The sequence below is a fragment of the Yersinia enterocolitica genome, assembly GCA_002082245.2.
Classification (GTDB): Bacteria; Pseudomonadota; Gammaproteobacteria; order Enterobacterales; family Enterobacteriaceae; genus Yersinia; species Yersinia enterocolitica_E.
Genome location: NBTC02000002.1, coordinates 3,551,949 through 3,570,348 on the forward strand (window position 1 = coordinate 3,551,949; position 18,400 = coordinate 3,570,348).

The following is an 18,400-nucleotide window of genomic DNA, read 5'->3' on the forward strand; positions in this document are numbered from 1 at the left end:
TTTGAAATAATTTACATGTTATTTTTCATATTGTTTTATTTTGATTGACGTTACTCTAACGATTATTTTTCTTATTTAATCTACGTTATAAAACCAATATTTTCAGCCTAATAAGATTTTAATTTTAATATTCAGTTGAGTTTATACCTCTTAGTGATTATGATAATCATTATCAACCAGTGGCGTTGTAGTGAAACCTCTACTAAGATTAAAAATAGAGACATATAATTCAAAATAGCCGAAAACCTATTTTATTCCTGCATTACCTGATCCATTAATAAAGTGGCTGGGCTGCTATTAGATTTAATTCTTTATGATTTTTCTATTTTGAAAAAGGTCAGTCATATCGTTAATAGATAATGACTTTCCTTTGTTCAAACATCTCTGGTTATCCGGCATTAGATTTATTGCTGGCCATTATCACGTCTGCTATTCAAGAACTAAAATAGTTAACAGGTTAATTATATTCATATCGTAAGGATGAAATCTAATAAATGGACAATATAGTGAGAGATAAAAGAAAAATAATAACCTCAATGAATAAAATTGCCCTTGGTATATTTATAGCTCTGGCAACAGCGCAAGGCTATTCTGGCAAAGTTCGTGCGGAGGCAACGGTAACCCCTTCGGCTGAAAATGATATGCTATTGGATAAACTCAAGGTAGAAGGAGCGAATAACTCCCAGGACGGTGACTGGGTATATGATGAGCTGCACTCAGTCAGTGAAATCTCTCGCGAACAATTGGATAATCGCCCTGCCCGCCATGCGGCAGATATATTGGAACAAACTCCCGGTGTCTATTCCAGCGTCAGCCAGCAAGACCCCGCGCTTTCCGTGAATATCCGTGGTATCCAAGACTACGGCCGCGTCAATATGAATATTGACGGCATGCGGCAAAACTTTATGAAAAGCGGTCATGGTCAGCGCCATGGTGTGATGTATATCGATCCAGAAATATTGAGTAGTGTTGTGATTGAAAAGGGGGCCACCAGCGGTATGGGCGGTGCTGGCGTCATTGGTGGGGTTGCCACCTTTAATACAGTCAATGCCAGTGATTTCCTCGAACCGGGCAAAGAACTGGGGGGGCAAATACGTGCCATGACCGGTGATAATGGCACTCAGTTTATTGGTGGTGGTGTCCTGGCGCTGGGTAATGAATATGGTGATCTATTAATTGCTGCCAGTGAGCGCAATCTAAAAGATTATTGGCCCGGCAATAAAGGGGATATTGGTGCTCTTCGTTTTGGCAGAGAAGCCGCCCCAGTTTTAGGCAGAGAAATTACAAATAACAAAGTTGAATTTGCCAACTATAAAATGAGCTCACGGCTCGCTAAACTGGGCTGGAATTTGCCCGCCGACCAACGGCTGGTACTCAGCTATTTGCAAACGCAAATAAATAGCCCCAATGCCAGTATGTTAACGCAGATTGTCGATAAGTCAGATCCCTACCGTAGAATTAAAATGGGCTGGAAAAAGAGCAGCGTAAGTGATGTGCTGAACCGTAGTATAGGGTTGGATTATAGCCTCAAGCCTGAACATATTGCCTGGCTGGATGTGGCGGCTAAAATCTATTACGTTGATACCAATGATGAAACCGATACCCTGTGTTCTGATGCCGTTTTTTGTAAAAAGTTTTGGACTCAAACCCGTTTGAACACCCGTGGTTTACAACTGCAAAATACCAATTACTTTACCTTCGCCGACCACCATCAATTACAAGTCAAATATGGCCTCGAGTGGTTTAGTGACCGCTCCACCGGCAACTCAACTCAAGAAACAATGCTGGGTGTCACCCCACCCGGCAAGCGCACCATGACCAGCACCTTTGCCCAGTTGAATTACGAACATGCAGACTGGCTGCGGCTGGAAGGTGGCCTGCGTTATGATCAATTTCGCTTAAAGGGTAATACCTGGATGCAGAGCAAATCTTTCCTTAGCAACTATTCCCGTGAAAACCCATGCAACACAAAGATACATGAGCAACATCTCGCTGAAAACAGGCGGTGCTCCTATAATAACACGGTCAAAATGACCTGGGATGTGGATCGCCGTGAACAACAGCTTTCGCCCACCTTGGCTATCGGTATCAAACCTGGTGTGCAGTGGCTGGAGTTTTTTGGTAATTACGGCAAATCCTGGCGGCCACCGGCGATTACCGAAGTGCTGGCGACCGGCAGTGCACATGGTCACGGCTGGATTTTGCCCAATCCGTTTCTGGCCGCAGAGCATTCCAAAGCCTGGGAAGCGGGCATTAATATTCAACACAGTAATCTGTTTAGTGAACAAGACCGCCTGGTGGCCAAAATGGCCTACTTTGATACCCGCGTCAGCAATTATATTAATCTTGAATTATCCAAGACCAAACCACTGCTAGGTTACGGTTCCTTTGCAAATGCTACCTACATTAATAATTTATTGGCAGCCCGTTTTCGTGGTCTTGAATATCAATTAAGCTATGACATGGGTTTTTTTTATACCAGTTTAAATTATACCAGAATGATTGGTGTTAATAACTTTTGTTCTAAAAGGGCTTGGTTAGGTGGAGCGCAAACCTTTACATCTAATAAGGATGGTATTTATCCTCTCGAAAATGATAACATGAACAATATGATTGATTGCTTGGCGGGGAATAACTTATTTGGTTCTTCTGCTTATTTGCCCGGTGATCGTGGCAGTTTAACTTTAGGTGGAAGATTATTTGATAAAAAGCTAGATCTCGGCACCATTATTCGCTATAACAAAGGACATCAAGACGCATCGGTTATTAATAGCTACGGCCACGCTAATACCGCTTATGTTGCGGATTGGCCGAAATATACCTTATTTGATCTTTATGCTAGTTATAAGGTAACTAATAATTTAACTTTGCGTAGCACAATAGAAAATATAACTAATCGCGCTTATATAGTCAGTTATGGTGATTCACTTTCTTTTGCGCCAAATCGTGGTCGAACTATTCAGGGCGGTTTTGAATATAAATTTTAGTTATCAATGTTAAATATGAAGCCTTAAATAAACATACTAAATATGAATTTAAAATCTTCAGATGGAATAATAACTTCGTCTGTAGTCACACTGACTCAGTGATGAGTCATATAATGGTTGTTAACAATAAGGAAATTTATCATGACAGTAACGATCCAATATCAAAGCCAATTCAGTAACGACACTCTAACCTCTTATACTCAGCAGTGGGCTACCATTCATGGTGATATAAAAGACACGCAGGCACCAGGCTATGCCAAGGACGTTGGTCAATTTTCTGGCGGGGGGTGGTTTAGTGGTAACCAATATTCAATTGGCAGCTCTCATAGTGGTGCTAGTACTGCAATGATCGTAGAGGGTGATTTGAACTATAATATGGCCCACCATACCTTCCACGGGAAAATGGCAAACTTGGAGTTGGGTAAAAACTTGAAAGATAACTCAGATATCACTGGTAAACAGCTTGACCAAGTGGAAGTGAAATTGAGTGGCATAGATCTGACCGGTGAATTTGACCCTACCAAAACAATGGTAGAAAACCATCAAGGGGATATGCATAAAGCCACCTACGGTTTGATGAGAGGCAATGCAGAACCATTGTTGGAAATCCTCGCCGCTAAGGGTATTGATGTGAATACCCCACTGAAGGATATGCCAATCGCCAGCCAATTTGACGTTATGGCGTCAGATGCACCAATGATTGATACCGTTGGTGTGATTGAAAGCAGCGATATGTTGTTAGCCGCTTAATAAATAGAACCGCCGGGAAAGGATTTTCTGGTTGATTCTCGCTGCTGTGTAATATGTGTCAGTGTATTTGTAATGAGTATAAGTGCGCCACCACCGTACTCTGGTAGATCTGGTTTCTTCTTGGCTGCGGCGGTGGTTCATATTGATATTTTAAATATTAGATTAAAATTCGCAGATTAATTTACCTACAGAATAATATAACTTAATGATGAGTGATATTTTTAATTAAAGGGATTTTAATATGACTGTGACGATTAAGTATCATGAAGAATTTAAAAATGAAACTATCTCTTCTTATACCTACTGGTGGGCCACTGATTTTGGTGATATAGCTCAAAAGTCGGGTGACGGAGGATATAGTATTTACTCGGCTGGTCCAAATTCGCCCACCGTTGGTATAAAACTCGCGATTCAAAATAGCTCCCCTCAAAGTAAAGCTGCAATAGTGATGGAATCTAAGGGAGTACACGCGGCGATGGTTATGGAAGCTCACGGAGTGAAGTTATCCGAAGTGTCTCCCATAATCCCCGGTGAAAACGAAAGTCTGCAATTTGGTGCGAATTTAATTCCTATTCCTGATATTAACTTGGAGGATCCTCAGTTTCATCAGCTTCAACTCCAGCAAGTGCAACTGAAATTCAGCGGATTAGATATCTCAAGTGATATTGATATCTCTGTTTTAGAGATCCTTTATGCAATGCTTAGAGATAATAGCTATCCGAGTGATATGGATCTTGGTGTCTATGGCTTGCTGAGAGGCAATAACGCTTCCATACTAAAAATACTCGAATCCCAAGGTGTAGATGTAAACACGCCACTCAAAGACTTGGCGCTTGCCAGTCAGTTTGACGTTATTGTTGATATACCCGTCATTGACACCGTGGCTGATAGCAGTGAGCTATTATTAGCCGCTTAACGTTTAACAAAGTTAGTGTCGTATATTAACTTTAAAATTATTTAAGTGGATTAAATAATTTATTCAGTAGTAAAGATAGTTCAATGATTAAATATTATTTAAAATTAAAAGGATATCATTATGACAGTAACTCTAAAATACAATGAATCAATTAAATATGAAACTATTTCCTCTTATACTCACCAGTGGGCTGCGGCTTATGGTGACTTAATTAACATACCCAACATCCATGATAATTATACTTTTTCCAGCGGCACTGATATGAATAATAATAGAATCGCTCTGGCTGAGTTTCAAAACCCAGATGGGCCAGCCGCGCTAATTATTGGTGGAACTCTATTGGGCGATAATGGCTTCATGGAACGGGGGAATTACATCCAATCCTTAGAATTTGGTAATTCATTTGTTCCTAATGCAGATAACACCTCTAATACCCCTAAGCAGCTTGATCAAGTACAGTTGAGACTAGATAGTTTAAGTATTGACGGTGATTTTTATTATTCGGTATGTTCATTGTCCAGAACGATGCATGCAGAGCCAGGAAAACCTTACCAAGGTGGCGAGGGTGAAGGCATTTACAATTTATTGAGAGGTAATGCTACCCCTATGCTGGAACTCCTCAAAGCCCAAGGTATTGATGTAAACATACCACTTAACGATATGGCGACTGCCACTCAGTTTGACGTTATTGTTGATATGCCGGTTATTGACACTATTGGTGTAACTGACGGGAGTGACATATTATTAGCCGCGTAATAAAGACAACCGACAAATGACTTTCTGGTTAGAAAAATAATACTACCGCCATATCCTCTAATTCACTTTTTATTACTATATAGGCGGTAGTTCATTTTGTTGCTTTTCTGAAAATGACTTTCTTTTGAACATCAATCTGTTCTGATAAATATATATTACTTTAATTTAATATCAGTCGCAGGAATTATTACGAAGAATATACATTCTGTATGGAAATTGATGCCATGGAATCAAGCAAAAACGCTAGCTCTTCGTCGGCATCGCCAACGATATTCTCAGCTCTGGCCCATCATAAAAAAAGTCTCTGGGGTATAGGGCTATTTACTGCTGTAATCAATCTGCTGATGTTGGCACCCGCAATCTACATGCTACAAGTTTATGATCGTGTTCTCGCTTCAGCGAATACCATGACGCTATTAATGCTGACGATTCTAGTATTGAGCATATTTGCCTTTATTGGACTATTAGAATGGATTCGCAGTGCGGTAGTTATTCGGCTGGGCACACGTATTGATATGCAGCTTAATCAACGAGTCTTTAATGCTGCTTTTGCTTCCCAACTTATGGGCCATAAAACACCTGCGGCTCAGGCATTGAATGATTTAACTTCTCTGCGCCAGTTCGCGACGGGCAGTGCTTTGTTTGCCTTTTTTGATGCGCCGTGGTTCCCGTTGTATTTGCTGGTGATTTTTCTCCTCCACCCTTGGCTGGGGGCACTGGCAGCCGCCGGCGCTTGTATATTGATATTTTTGGCTTGGCTCAATCATTGGATATGTAAAAAGCCGCTAAAAGAAGCCTCAATAATCACGGCACAAGCAACACAGCATGCTAATGCGAATTTGCGCAATGCAGATGCCATCCAAGCAATGGGGATGTTAAAAGCCTTACGTGAACGCTGGCTGAGGCAACACTCTCAATTTCTCTATCAGCAAAATGTTGCCAGCGATAAAAGCAGCCGCGTGACGGCTTTATCCAAATCTAGCCGTCAGGCGTTGCAATCTATGATGTTGGGGCTAGGCGCGTTGTTGGTAATCGATGGTGCTATTACCGCAGGTGTGATGATTGCTGGCTCTATCTTGGTCGGTCGGGTGTTAGGGCCAATTGATCAACTGATTGCGGTTTGGAAACAGTGGAGTCACACGCGACTGGCCTACCAACGTCTCTCTTATCTGTTGGCGCAACAGCCTCAACCCGCTACTGGTATGATTTTGCCGCCTCCACAGGGCAAATTAAGCGTCACACAACTTACAGTTTGCAAACCGGGAACACATATTCCGGTATTGCAATCTATCAACTTTGAACTGCAACCCGGTGATGTGCTTGGCATTTTGGGGCCGTCAGGCAGTGGTAAATCCACTCTGGCGAAGTTGTTGGTCGCAAGCCAATCTGCATTCAGTGGCTCGGTTCGTCTAGACAGTGCAGACATTTCTCAGTGGGATAAAAGCCATTTAGGGGCCTTTATTGGTTATCTACCCCAAGATATTCAGCTATTTCGCGGTTCAATTGCTGAAAACATTGCGCGTTTTGGCCCGATTGATAATGCAAAAGTTATTGCTGCCGCACAATTAGCCGATGTGCATGACTTGATTCTGCATCTACCGCAAGGCTATGACTCTCAGCTAGGAGACGAAGGCGAAGGGTTATCCGGCGGCCAGCGGCAGCGAATCGCCTTGGCGCGGGCTGTGTATGGGATACCAAGGCTTATCGTATTAGATGAGCCAAATGCCAGTTTGGATAAAGAAGGTGAAAAAGCCTTATTAGCTGGCATTTGCCAGCTAAAACAGCAGGGCAGCACGATTGTGATGGTCACCCATAAACCAGAACTGTTATCGGGTAGTGATTACTTATTGTTTTTAAAAAGTGGGCAAATAGAGCTGTTTGATCGTACTCAGAGCATATTGAAAATAAAAGATAAAGCAGCAGTTGAACCTGAGACCAAAGCATTTAACACGCGTAATGGCTGGGGTAGTGGGGTGTCATATGACGTTGCTCCCATTCGCACCGCATCACAAAAATAAACACCACGGAGGGAGATAAAACAATGCTACCTGAATCAAGCCGTTTTCCAGTTACTGATGAAAACCATCAGCAGCAAAACCGATTACGGCCACAGATAAATAGTTGCTACTATCTAAATCTTGGTGGGTTACTGGTTGTCGGTGGTTTTATTGGTTTTTTACTTTGGGCTGCGCTGGCACCACTGGATAAAGGGATTGCGGTTATTGGCCAGGTTGTGGTTGCTGAAAATCGCAAAGTTATCCAGCCCCTGCAAGGGGGGCGTATCCAACAGTTACATATTGCTGAAGGGGAAGAGGTAACCATAGGGCAATTACTCATCACCATGGATGATTCAGTGATTCGTAGTCAGCGGGATAGCCTGAAAAATCAGTACTTAAGTGCTTTGGCGCAGGAGGCTCGCTTAACCGCTGAGCAGGATGGTGTGAGTGAAATTATTTTTCCTGAAACATTACTCCTGCATCCAACCCAACCGCTGGTTGAACGTAATATTGTCTTGCAGCAACAACTTTTCCATCACCGTCGCCAGGCTCAATTGAGTGAGATTGCTCGCTTATCCGTACAAATTACGCGTCATCAAGACCGGTTGAATGGCTTGCAGGCGATGCGGCGTAATAATCAGCGTCAATCGGACTTATTCCAACGACAATTACAAGGTGTTCAACTGTTGGCGAAAAATGGTCATGTTGCTAACAATCAGTTACTGGATATGGAGCGTCAGGCGATATCACTCCATGCACGGGTAGAGCAGGATACCAGTGATATTGAAGAGGCTCATAAACTAATTGATGAAACCGAACAGCATATTTCACAACGGCGTGAACAGTATCAAAGTGAGAATCGTGAGCAATTAGCGAAAGCGCAGCAAAATACCCAAGACTTGAAGCAGCGTTTGAGCATAGCAGAATATGAGTTGGATAATACCCGGATATATGCCCCAGTCAGTGGTGCGGTTATTGCTCTGGCTCAGCATACGGTGGGAGGCGTGGTGAGTAGCGGGCAAACATTAATGGAACTGGTCCCCAGTGGGCAACCATTATTAGTTGAAGCCCAGTTACCAGTAGAGCTAATTGATAAGGCCAGAGCAGGCTTACCCGTTGATCTCAATTTTTCTGCTTTTAATCAGAGTAATACCCCTAAATTATACGGTTCTGTATTACATGTTGGGGCCGACCGTATACAGCATCCGCAAACCTCACAGCCTTATTACCCTTTAACCGTCGCTATTGATATGTCTCAAACCGAGTTGGCCATCCGGCCCGGTATGTCTGTTGATGTCTTTATCCGAACCGGGGAAAGATCATTACTCAATTATCTGTTTAAACCGTTAGCGGATCGCCTGCATGTAGCATTTGCTGAAGAATAACGCTTTTGGCGAGTCACTGTTGGTAACTCATGGAAGATAAAGGAATATGGCGATTTAATTCATGATGATAAGAAAAAATAATACCCGCACTCTTCTTTGGTGGGGGAGTGCCATGTTTACCAGCAGCACCCATATGTACCTGCTCTGGTTGCTGAGTACCGAATCTGTACTGGTTAAACATCCTGATGACGCCCCGGCGGCAGTGATGCTTACCTTGTCGGCAGAAACGCAGTTCACCCAAAACGTGGAACAAAATCCGGTGGTGGGAATACAACAGACTTTTAACGAACCGCAGGTTGAACAACAGGAAGCTCAACCAGAAGACGTGAGTAATTTGCTGACAGCACCTGAGCAACCTAATGCTGTACTGCTAGTTGAGAAAGAGGTGGAAATCACTGAAGAAGAACCTGTAGAAGAACCAGTGAAAATAAAACGTCCACAACAGCAAGTAATGAAACCGCGTAAACCTGTCATTGAGGAAACACCAGAAAACCGCAATAAGCCTTCTCCGCCAGCAGCCGTAGCCAGCACAACACTATCTGGCGAGAGCCATCAAATTGCTGCCGCAGCAAATAGTGATTCCGTGCATAAACAAAAGGTTAAAATGAATTGGCGAAGCCGCTTGCAAGGGCATCTGGTGGAGTTTAAACGCTATCCACCCAGAGCCAGAAAACAGCGACAACAAGGCATCGCCACTATCCGTTTTGTGGTCAATAAAGATGGGCATGTTCTATCTGCTCAGCTTATAAAAAGCAGTGGGGCCGCTATTTTAGATCATGAAGCATTGGCACTTATTAAACGTGCTCAGCCATTACCTAAACCACCTGCCGAGTTGTTATTGCATGGGCAAATAACATTAGCTCTGCCCATTGGTTTTGATTTAAAAAATAAACGCGAGTAATAGCGGTAACGAGCACGGCAATCTATAAGGCGAGTAGTTTGGCTAAACAGGGGATAAACTTCGCCCTGTTTAGTCTTATTCAGATAGCCAACCGAGCGCACAGATAGCGGTTTAGACTAATTCCTTCCTCCGAGGCATTAATTGCCAGACGCCGGTGCTGTTCCGGTGGTAAGCGAAGAACCAGTTTCCCGCTATAATGCTTTTCTGCCAAGGGTTGTGGTGGTATTTCACCATGAGTCTGCATGTCGCGCAGAATATCGGCAACCAACGCAGTGATACCTGCCAAGGCTTCGAAGCGCTCTTTTGCAAGCCATGACAAGCCAGGGAATTCCGCACACAAACCAACAAACTCATTATCTTCTGCCGACCAAGTAATCCGATACGTATAGTGTTCGATGTTAACCATTATCCATTTCCTCGAGTTTAGCCAATGCAGCGATCACCTGTTTTACCTGATAAAATTTGGCCATTCCGCTGCTGTCCTTTTGAATGTTGATCCGAGGGTCTCCTTGCCAGGGAGTACCATAGACATGATGACTACTGGAGTAATGCCTGGGAAAGCCAAAGTAAAAATTACAGATTTTGACGAGTTCGCGGAATTTAACCCCAGCGGGGTTAGCTTTAATCTGAGCAACCCGACTGTCCATGTCTTTCATAGTACCTCCATTTTAGTATCATTAGTGGTATCAAATCAATAGTGATAGACCCACTAGTGCCGTTTTAAAACGACTAGAATTGAACAAATAGTGGGCATTACGGCTTCAGATGCCAAGCGGGATGATTCAATTCATGGAAGCAGTGCGCAAAATAAGGAATAAAAAACCGGGCATAAAGCCCGGTGTGGGAAAACAAAAAAACTTCCGCGAGTTAAATTAGTCACCTGGGCAGCGCAGGCAGCGTTCAGCCTCATCGGTACCCAACCTTAACTTGGACTGTAAATCACGCAGCGCAGTACGCAAGCCTTCTTCAATGACTGGGTGATAAAATGGCATATCCAGCATTTGATTGATGGTCATCTGTTGTTGATGTGCCCAAGCTAACAGATGTGCGATATGTTCGGCACTCGGCCCCATCATCTCGGCGCCGAGGAAACGGCCGGTTCCCTGTTCGCCATAAACGCGCAAAATACCTTTGTTTTTCAGCATGACACGCGAGCGCCCCTGATTTTCAAAAGAGACTTCACCGATTTCAAAACAACCACATGCACTGAATTTTTGTGATAACTCACGGAAGGTTGAGCCTACCATCGCAATTTGTGGGTCAGAGAAAACAACCGAGATAGGGCTGCGACGTAAGCCGGGAACCACTTCAGGGAATCCACCTGCATTCACTCCGGCGATACGGGCTTGATCGCTAGCCTCATGCAGTAATGGTAATTGGTTACTGGCATCACCGGCGATAAAGATATGTGGCACGCTGGTTTGCAGGGTAAGTCGATCAGCTTGCGGAACCCCTCGTTCGTCCAGAATGAGGGACGTATTTTCCAGACCCAGTTTATCCACATTAGGGCGACGACCAGTGGCAGCTAACACGTAATCAACCATGGTCTCTTGCGGTTTACCGGTTTTATCCAGATAGCGGATAAAGACTTTATCCCCCTCACGCTGCATGACTTCCACTTTCACGTCTGGGTCAAGATAGAACTCTTCACCCAAGGCTTTCGCGGCGTAATTACGTACAATGCTGTCAGTCAGTGGGCCAACACCACCACCGACACCGAACATTTTTACTTGAACGCCCAGCCGGTGCAGTGCCTGACCGAGTTCCAGACCAATAACACCAGGTCCGAATACCGCAACAGATTCGGGTAGGTCATCCCAGCTAAACACATCATCATTAACTATCAGTCGGTCACCCAGCTCATCCCAGGCTGTGGGCCAGGTTGGGCGGGAGCCAGTCGCAATCACGATACGCTGCGCAACAATACGCGTATGATCATCAACTTGTAGCGTATTATCATCAATGAAACGGGCATAGCCTTGAATTTTGTCCGCGGCTGGAATGTTATCTACACCCTCCAGCACAAAACCAACAAACCGGTCGCGCTCACGTTTAACACGACTCATCACTTCACGGCCATTAATCAGAATATCGCCTTGCGGGTGAATACCAAATTTAGGCGCTTTTTCAATATGATGTACGGCTTCGGCTGCTGCAATCAGCAGTTTGGATGGCATGCAACCAACGCGTGCACAGGTGGTACCGTATTCGCCACCTTCAATCATCACCACACTTGGGGTTGACAGTTTGGCAGCGCGATAAGCGCCAAGTCCGGCAGTGCCGCCGCCAATTACGGCGACATCAACGTTTAAGGTTTTCATGTCTGCTCCTAACATAAAAAGGGTAGGCCGAAGCCTACCAAGTATACCCTTCGTATTTGAAGCTACAGGGTTGCTGGCTACATTTGTTACTCGGCCCATCCTTGGGCCTCGCCTCTGCGAGGCCGCTGCCAGCAGCGTTCAAATCTGCTCCCGGCAGATTTGTCACCCGAATCACTTACTGGTCTTGACCTTAAAAATAAGTAAGCTCATCGAGATGAGTTCACTTGCCGCCTACCTGTAACTCCAATGACTTTGGGTATTCACATTATCTTCACTCTATTAATATTATTAAGCAGATAAGTAATTTTCCAAATCATCACTGCCACCAATATGACGGCCACCAATAAATACTTGTGGCACAGTTCCACGACCAGTGACAGCACGCAAGCTGACGGTTGTCGCATCTTTACCCAGCACGATCTCCTCATACTGAATCCCGCGTTCTTGCAGCATTTGTTTCGCTTTGGCACAGAATGGGCAGCCCGGTTTGGTAAAGACAGATACCGACTCCTGTACTTTAAAGTCGGGTGCCAGATATTTCAGCATGGTATCGGCATCGGACACTTCAAACGGGTCACCCGGCTTATTTGGCTCCACAAACATTTTCTCAACCACACCGTTACGCACCAGCATCGAGTAACGCCATGAACGTGGACCGAAGCCCAGATCAGCTTTCTCAACCAGCATGTTCATGCCCTTGGTGAATTCGCCGTTACCATCTGGAACGAAAGTAATATTTTCAGCATGCTGGTCAGCTTTCCAGGCATTCATCACGAAGGTATCGTTGACTGATACGCACAGAATGCTATCAACACCGTGCTGTTTAAACACAGCGGCCAGTTCGTTATAGCGTGGCAGATGGCTGGAAGAACAAGTCGGGGTAAATGCACCCGGTAGTGAAAATACAATCACTGTTTTATTGCTGAACAAATCGTCGGTGGTTACATCAACCCACTGGTCCCCCTGACGGGTATGGAAAGTTACTTGTGGGATTTTTTTACCTTCTTGGCTAGTAAACATCTGTAACTCCTTAATTAAAAAATAAAATATTTAAATTTTTATGAATATCTTTTCGTTGGGGCACATTATTCATTTTATCACTTGATAGATCTAATCACTGATTGCTATCTTATCTATCGTCAATGGCTATCATAAAGCGGAGCACAGATGAATATTCGTGATTTAGAATACTTGGTGGCGCTGGCTGAATTCAGGCATTTCCGGCGTGCTGCCGACTCTTGCCATGTCAGCCAACCCACATTAAGTGGTCAGATTCGTAAGCTGGAAGATGAGTTGGGCGTGATGTTGCTGGAGCGCACTAGCCGTAAGGTCTTGTTTACGCAGGCTGGGCTGTTGCTAGTGGAACAAGCCAGAACTATATTGCGAGAAGTAAAGGTACTGAAAGAGATGGCCAGCTTGCAGGGCGAAAGCATGTCCGGTCCACTGCATATCGGCCTGATACCTACTGTCGGGCCTTATTTGTTGCCGCAAATCATTCCCATGTTGCATAAGGCATTCCCGAAATTGGAAATGTATCTGCATGAAGCACAAACCCAGAATCTTCTGGCTCAGTTGGACAGTGGCAAGCTGGACTGTGCCATTCTGGCACTGGTCAAAGAGACCGAAGCTTTTATCGAAGTTCCGCTATTTGATGAGCCGATGAGCCTGGCTATTTATGCCGATCATCCATGGGCCGATCGTGACAGAGTGCAAATGCATGAGCTGGCGGGTGAGAAATTATTGATGTTGGAAGATGGCCACTGCCTGCGCGATCAGGCGATGGGCTTCTGTTTCCAGGCCGGTGCAGAGGAAGACACCCATTTCCGCGCCACCAGTTTGGAAACTCTGCGTAATATGGTGGCTGCGGGGAGCGGCATTACTTTGCTGCCGTCGTTGGCGGTACCGAATGAGCGCAAGCGTGATGGCGTATGCTATCTGGAGTGCTACAAGCCTGTGCCTAAACGCACTATCGCGTTGGTGTACCGCCCCGGTTCCCCACTGCGTGGCCGCTATGAGCAACTGGCCGAGGCGATACGTGAACACATGCAACCGCGTATGAATCCAGATGTTATAAAGGAAAAGCTAGAACAGGCGGTTTAAACCGTTCAGTGCTGCCACACGATAGGCTTCAGCCATCGTCGGATAGTTGAAGGTTGTATTAACGAAATATTCGATAGTATTGCCTTCTCCTTTCTGTTCCATAATTGCCTGTCCGATGTGGATAATTTCCGCTGCACGTTCGCCAAAGCAATGAATACCCAAGATTTGCTTGGTTTCTCGATGGAACAGGATTTTTAAGCTACCGGTATCCATCCCGACGATTTGCGCGCGCGCCAGATGTTTAAATTGCGCCCGGCCGACCTCGTAGGGCACTTTCATCGCGGTCAAATCTTGCTCGGTTTTCCCAACCGAACTGATTTCCGGGATGGTGTAAATACCCGTCGGAATATCCTCGATCAAATGAACGTTGGCTTCGCCTTTGATCATTGCTTGTGCCGCGATACGCCCCTGATCATAGGCCGCAGAGGCCAGACTCGGGTAACCAATCACATCACCCACCGCATACACATGGGGCAGCGCTGTCTGGTACATGCTATTGACCTTCAGCAGACCACGGCTATCAGCTTCCAGGCCGATGTTTTCCAACCCTAAACCGCCGGTATTACCGGTACGACCATTGGCATACAACAAGCAGTCTGCTTTGACCTTTTTACCTGATTTCAGATGGACAATAACCCCATCAAGGGTTCCCTCAATTTGCTCAAACTCTTCGTTGTGACGGATAACGACACCGTTATTCCAGAAGTGGTAAGAGAGGGCATCTGACATTTCCTGATCAAGGAAGGCCAGTAGGCGGTCGCGGGTATTGATTAAATCAACTTTGACGCTCAAACCACGGAAGATTGAAGCATATTCACAACCAATAACCCCTGCGCCATAGATAATGACGTGCTGAGGTTCATGGCTGAGCTGTAAAATGGTATCGCTGTCGTAAATCCGTTCATGGCTAAAATCAACATTCGCCGGGCGATAGGGGCGTGAACCTGTAGCAATAACAATGTTATCAGCGCGTAGTGTATCGTTGGTGCCATCGGCATAACGCACGTTGATAGTATTGGCATCAATAAAGCTGGCATCGCCTGAAAACATATGGCAGTGATTGCGATCGTAAAAACCCTGACGCATACGTGTCTGTTGATTAATAACACGATCAGCATGGTTTAAAATATCAGCGAAAGAAGAACTGATGGTTCGGGCATTGTCGCTGTAGAGTGGATTTTGGTTGAATTCGATAATACGGCTAACGGCGTGGCGCAAAGCTTTGGAAGGGATAGTGCCCCAATGGGTACATCCACCGCCCACATTATTATACCGTTCAATTACGGCAACACGGGCACCTTGCTTGACCAACCCCATAGCGGCACCTTCACCGCCAGGACCCGAGCCAATAACAATGGCATCAAAATGGAAGTGCTGTTGCATGTAGGAGAGACCTATTCTTATACAAAATTACAACGATACATTAACATCATCCCAACCAGATACCCAATAGATTTCAAGATGCAGCCAACACATCTGTAAATTGAAAGATGACAGGTATAAATCAATCAACCATGGGTAAATCACCGTGATGTGTGTTGTAAAGCGGCAATTCAGTATTGGGATGATACGTTTGTATAACGGTTGTTACTATAAAGTTTGGTATATTGCTGACTATATATCTTAGATTGAGAATTTGGATATCCCTTGGGCACGATTATGGGCGTCAGAGCACAACAAAAAGAGCGGACTCGTCGTTCCCTTATCGAAGCGGCGTTCAGCCAACTGAGCGCTGAGCGGAGTTTCGCCAGCCTTAGCTTGCGGGAAGTCTCTCGCGAAGCTGGTATCGCACCGACTTCTTTCTACCGGCATTTTCGCGATGTCGACGAACTTGGCCTGACAATGGTCGATGAAAGCGGCCTGATGTTGCGCCAACTGATGCGTCAGGCTCGCCAGCGGATTGCCAAGGGCGGCAGTGTTATCCGTACCTCCGTATCTACATTTATGGAATTTATCGGTAATAACCCGAATGCATTTCGCTTATTGCTGCGCGAGCGTTCCGGCACGTCCGCCGCATTTCGTGCCGCAGTGGCACGTGAAATTCAGCATTTTATTGCTGAGCTGGCAGATTACCTCGAATTGGAAAACCACATGCCACGCAGCTTCACTGAAGCTCAGGCTGAGGCCATGGTCACAATTGTCTTCAGTGCTGGTGCAGAAGTGCTGGACGTGGATATTGAACAACGGCGACAGTTAGAGGAACGCTTGGTCTTACAACTGCGGATGATCTCCAAGGGCGCTTATTATTGGTATCGCCGCGAGCAGGAAAAACTCGCCGTATCTCGCACTTAATAAGGTAAGGAAAATGATGGAACAGTCTCGCCGTGAAATCGGCACCCTGCTGCTGGCGTTGATTACTGGCCTGGCAATAAATGGTTCATTTAACACGTTATTCAGCGCGTTTGTGCCTTTTTCAGTTTTTCCGCTGCTAACGTTAATATTAGCCGTATATTGTTTGCATCAGCGCTACCTCAATTTCGCCATGCCACATGGCTTGCCAGTACTGGCCTCCGCGTGTTTCCTGCTCGGGATTTTGCTGTATAGCGCGATTGTTCGGGTTGAGCATCCGGCAATTGGTTCTAATTTCGTTCCTTCTATTCTCTGTGTCGTGTTGGTGTTCTGGATCTTGTTTAAGCTAAAAGCACGTAAGTTGGTGCAATCAGAATCTGAGCCAGATAATTCGGATAACCAGCAGCCGCAATAACCTGAAAGCGATATGTTTTAAAACGACATATTTTAAAACGAAAAAGGGCAACATCGCGTTGCCCTTTTACTTATCTATTGCCTGTCAGCCGCGCTTTTCCAGCAATACCCCACACTCCATATGATGGGTGTAGGGGAACTGATCGAACAGTGCTAATCGGCTGATTTTATGTGTCTGTTGTAACTGTTCCAGATTGGCGCACAGCGTTTCAGGGTTACAGGAGATATAAAGGATACGCGGATAACCTTGTACCAGCTTGACTGTCTCGCTATCCAGCCCGCTGCGCGGGGGATCGACAAAAATGGTCTCGCAGTTATAACTGCTCAGATCAATACCCTTCAAACGGTTAAACTCGCGTACACCTTGCATTGCCTGGGTAAACTCTTCAGCCGACATGCGGATAATTTGCACGTTATCGATATTATTTGCCGCGATATTGTATTGTGCTGCTGCCACTGAGGGTTTAGCGATTTCTGTTGCCAACACCCGTGCAAAATTGCGTGCTAGCGCCAACGAGAAATTACCATTACCGCAATACAACTCCAATACATCACCGCTGGCGTTTTTAGTGGCATCAATCGCCCATTCCAGCATATGAATATTCACCGCTGCATTCGGTTGGGTGAAACTATTCTCCACCTGACGATAAATCATTTCACGCCCAGCAACCGGTAACACTTCATCGATATAGTCGTGATCTAGCATGATTTTAGTTTTCGATGCCCGGCCAATCAGTTGCAGATCAAAACCTTGTTCGCGTAGCTTTTCACGCAATTCCAGCGCCTTCTGCTGCCACTCTTCATCTAATTGACGGTGATACAGCAAAGAGGCGATCAATTTACCGCTTAGGGTAGATAAGTAATCAATCTGGAACAGTTTACGCCGCAAAATCGGTTCGGCCCTGATGGCCGTCATCAGCGCACTCATCAGACGATTGATCAACAAACTTGCCACCGGGAACTGTTCAACACGGATACGCTGTTTGGTCTGCTGGTCAAACATGATGTGGTACAAGTCATCTTCATCGTGCCAAACGCGAAACTCGGCTCTCATGCGGTAATGCTCTGCCGGAGAACGGAATATTTCCGCAGCAGGTGCCTGAAACGGCAACATCATCGTCTGAATACGGGCAGATTTTTCCGCCAGTTGTTGGTCGTAACTGTCTGTTGGCAGGATGTCGGGAGTCATGTTTCTTCTCGTCTGGCCATTATAAAAGAGAGGTATTGCTGCGGATTGTAGGGAAAGTGGGAGTGATGTCCAGTTTTGTTGTGTTTATTCCCTATAACGAGGATGGAAGTCTAGACATCTATTTTACTTGATCGTAGCATTGCGGTCCGGCCTCATGCTGTTACTTAAACACCTACGAGTTAAAAGGGAATCCGGTGTAAATCCGGAGCTGACGCGCAGCGGTAAGGGGAAGTTACGGCGATAGGTTTCAACCAGACACTGTCCGCAAGGGCGGGAAGTCATCGCCAGCTCTATTTCACGGTATTAATTCATTTAAGTAATGAAGAAGACGTGACATCAGAGATCCCAAGCCCGAAGACCTGCCGGTATTACGTCGCAATATGCGTGGTCGTCGC

17 protein-coding genes and 1 riboswitch are annotated in these 18,400 nt (G+C 45.3%); of the genes, 11 read left to right on the forward strand and 6 right to left on the reverse strand.

The window, feature by feature from the left end; all coding sequences use genetic code 11:
• The first annotated feature begins 641 nt into the window (after window positions 1-641).
• The 7 genes from A6J66_017720 (at window position 642) to A6J66_017750 (ending at window position 9,692) form a co-directional block, all read left to right on the forward strand.
• Complete coding sequence (locus tag A6J66_017720; GenBank protein PNM27061.1) at window positions 642-2,987, forward strand: TonB-dependent hemoglobin/transferrin/lactoferrin family receptor; 2,346 nt, start codon at window positions 642-644, stop codon at window positions 2,985-2,987.
• A gap of 141 nt (window positions 2,988-3,128) precedes the next feature.
• Window positions 3,129-3,737 (forward strand): heme acquisition hemophore HasA, encoded by a 609-nt coding sequence (locus A6J66_017725; GenBank protein ID PNM25854.1) that lies wholly within the window; start codon window positions 3,129-3,131, stop codon window positions 3,735-3,737.
• 241 nt (window positions 3,738-3,978) lie between these two features.
• On the forward strand, window positions 3,979-4,653 hold the full coding sequence (locus A6J66_017730; protein PNM25855.1) for a hypothetical protein: 675 nt from the start codon (window positions 3,979-3,981) through the stop codon (window positions 4,651-4,653).
• Between the two features lie 120 nt (window positions 4,654-4,773).
• Entirely contained in the window at window positions 4,774-5,409 is a 636-nt protein-coding gene (locus A6J66_017735; protein ID PNM25856.1) for a hemophore, read from the forward strand.
• A gap of 224 nt (window positions 5,410-5,633) precedes the next feature.
• Window positions 5,634-7,427: a type I secretion system permease/ATPase gene (locus tag A6J66_017740; protein ID PNM27062.1), complete on the forward strand. Its 1,794-nt coding sequence runs from the start codon at window positions 5,634-5,636 to the stop codon at window positions 7,425-7,427.
• A gap of 131 nt (window positions 7,428-7,558) precedes the next feature.
• On the forward strand, window positions 7,559-8,791 hold the full coding sequence (locus A6J66_017745) for an HlyD family type I secretion periplasmic adaptor subunit (GenBank protein ID PNM27063.1): 1,233 nt from the start codon (window positions 7,559-7,561) through the stop codon (window positions 8,789-8,791).
• A 112-nt stretch (window positions 8,792-8,903) separates the two neighbouring features.
• A complete protein-coding gene (locus tag A6J66_017750; protein ID PNM25857.1) occupies window positions 8,904-9,692 on the forward strand; it encodes an energy transducer TonB in 789 nt (262 codons plus the stop codon).
• A gap of 79 nt (window positions 9,693-9,771) precedes the next feature.
• Here the strand turns inward: A6J66_017750 and A6J66_017755 are convergent, their stop codons facing one another.
• The 3 genes from A6J66_017755 to A6J66_017765 all read right to left on the reverse strand — a co-directional run bounded on the left by A6J66_017755 (window position 9,772) and on the right by A6J66_017765 (window position 12,013).
• Complete coding sequence (locus A6J66_017755; protein ID PNM25858.1) at window positions 9,772-10,098, reverse strand: toxin-antitoxin system HicB family antitoxin; 327 nt, start codon at window positions 10,096-10,098, stop codon at window positions 9,772-9,774.
• Complete coding sequence (locus tag A6J66_017760; protein ID PNM25859.1) at window positions 10,091-10,348, reverse strand: toxin HicA; 258 nt, start codon at window positions 10,346-10,348, stop codon at window positions 10,091-10,093. The genes A6J66_017755 and A6J66_017760 overlap by 8 nt, the downstream gene beginning before the upstream one ends.
• 216 nt (window positions 10,349-10,564) lie before the next feature.
• On the reverse strand, window positions 10,565-12,013 hold the full coding sequence (locus A6J66_017765; GenBank protein ID PNM25860.1) for a dihydrolipoyl dehydrogenase: 1,449 nt from the start codon (window positions 12,011-12,013) through the stop codon (window positions 10,565-10,567).
• On the opposite strand from A6J66_017765, the gene A6J66_017770 reads away from it, so the two are divergent.
• Window positions 12,012-12,254 (forward strand): hypothetical protein, encoded by a 243-nt coding sequence (locus tag A6J66_017770; GenBank protein ID PNM25861.1) that lies wholly within the window; start codon window positions 12,012-12,014, stop codon window positions 12,252-12,254. The genes A6J66_017765 and A6J66_017770 overlap by 2 nt on opposite strands.
• Before the next feature lie 47 nt (window positions 12,255-12,301).
• Here A6J66_017770 and A6J66_017775 read toward each other — a convergent pair whose 3' ends face one another.
• Entirely contained in the window at window positions 12,302-13,033 is a 732-nt protein-coding gene (locus A6J66_017775) for a glutathione peroxidase (GenBank protein ID PNM25862.1), read from the reverse strand.
• A 147-nt stretch (window positions 13,034-13,180) separates the two neighbouring features.
• On the opposite strand from A6J66_017775, the gene A6J66_017780 reads away from it, so the two are divergent.
• The gene (locus A6J66_017780; protein ID PNM25863.1) at window positions 13,181-14,113 is read left to right on the forward strand and encodes a DNA-binding transcriptional regulator OxyR; all 933 of its coding nucleotides are present in this window, start codon (window positions 13,181-13,183) and stop codon (window positions 14,111-14,113) included.
• Here the strand turns inward: A6J66_017780 and A6J66_017785 are convergent.
• Window positions 14,096-15,496 carry a Si-specific NAD(P)(+) transhydrogenase gene (locus tag A6J66_017785; GenBank protein ID PNM25864.1) on the reverse strand — a complete coding sequence of 467 codons (1,401 nt, stop codon included), beginning with the start codon at window positions 15,494-15,496 and terminating at the stop codon, window positions 14,096-14,098. The genes A6J66_017780 and A6J66_017785 overlap by 18 nt on opposite strands.
• Before the next feature lie 264 nt (window positions 15,497-15,760).
• On the opposite strand from A6J66_017785, the gene A6J66_017790 reads away from it, so the two are divergent.
• Both A6J66_017790 and A6J66_017795 read left to right on the forward strand, forming a co-directional pair.
• Window positions 15,761-16,405 (forward strand): HTH-type transcriptional repressor FabR, encoded by a 645-nt coding sequence (locus A6J66_017790; GenBank protein PNM25865.1) that lies wholly within the window; start codon window positions 15,761-15,763, stop codon window positions 16,403-16,405.
• A 16-nt stretch (window positions 16,406-16,421) separates the two neighbouring features.
• Entirely contained in the window at window positions 16,422-16,817 is a 396-nt protein-coding gene (locus tag A6J66_017795; GenBank protein ID PNM25866.1) for a hypothetical protein, read from the forward strand.
• Window positions 16,818-16,901: 84 nt separating this feature from the next.
• Here the strand turns inward: A6J66_017795 and trmA are convergent, their stop codons facing one another.
• On the reverse strand, window positions 16,902-18,005 hold the full coding sequence (gene trmA / locus A6J66_017800; GenBank protein ID PNM25867.1) for a tRNA (uridine(54)-C5)-methyltransferase TrmA: 1,104 nt from the start codon (window positions 18,003-18,005) through the stop codon (window positions 16,902-16,904).
• Window positions 18,006-18,135: 130 nt separating this feature from the next.
• Window positions 18,136-18,387: riboswitch (cobalamin riboswitch) on the forward strand.
• The last annotated feature ends 13 nt before the right edge of the window (window positions 18,388-18,400 follow it).

Bases quoted from the DNA above. Each gene is read 5' to 3' on its own strand.
- A6J66_017720 (PNM27061.1), top strand. From the start codon at position 642: ATGCTATTGGATAAACTCAAGGTAGAAGGAGCGAATAACTCCCAGGAC.
- A6J66_017725 (PNM25854.1), top strand. From the start codon at position 3,129: ATGACAGTAACGATCCAATATCAAAGCCAATTCAGTAACGACACTCTA.
- A6J66_017730 (PNM25855.1), top strand. From the start codon at position 3,979: ATGACTGTGACGATTAAGTATCATGAAGAATTTAAAAATGAAACTATC.
- A6J66_017735 (PNM25856.1), top strand. From the start codon at position 4,774: ATGACAGTAACTCTAAAATACAATGAATCAATTAAATATGAAACTATT.
- A6J66_017740 (PNM27062.1), top strand. From the start codon at position 5,634: ATGGAATCAAGCAAAAACGCTAGCTCTTCGTCGGCATCGCCAACGATA.
- A6J66_017750 (PNM25857.1), top strand. From the start codon at position 8,904: ATGTTTACCAGCAGCACCCATATGTACCTGCTCTGGTTGCTGAGTACC.
- A6J66_017755 (PNM25858.1), bottom strand. From the start codon at position 10,098: ATGGTTAACATCGAACACTATACGTATCGGATTACTTGGTCGGCAGAA.
- A6J66_017760 (PNM25859.1), bottom strand. From the start codon at position 10,348: ATGAAAGACATGGACAGTCGGGTTGCTCAGATTAAAGCTAACCCCGCT.
- A6J66_017770 (PNM25861.1), top strand. From the start codon at position 12,012: ATGTCTGCTCCTAACATAAAAAGGGTAGGCCGAAGCCTACCAAGTATA.
- A6J66_017765 (PNM25860.1), bottom strand. From the start codon at position 12,013: ATGAAAACCTTAAACGTTGATGTCGCCGTAATTGGCGGCGGCACTGCC.
- A6J66_017775 (PNM25862.1), bottom strand. From the start codon at position 13,033: ATGTTTACTAGCCAAGAAGGTAAAAAAATCCCACAAGTAACTTTCCAT.
- A6J66_017780 (PNM25863.1), top strand. From the start codon at position 13,181: ATGAATATTCGTGATTTAGAATACTTGGTGGCGCTGGCTGAATTCAGG.
- A6J66_017785 (PNM25864.1), bottom strand. From the start codon at position 15,496: ATGCAACAGCACTTCCATTTTGATGCCATTGTTATTGGCTCGGGTCCT.
- A6J66_017795 (PNM25866.1), top strand. From the start codon at position 16,422: ATGGAACAGTCTCGCCGTGAAATCGGCACCCTGCTGCTGGCGTTGATT.
- trmA (PNM25867.1), bottom strand. From the start codon at position 18,005: ATGACTCCCGACATCCTGCCAACAGACAGTTACGACCAACAACTGGCG.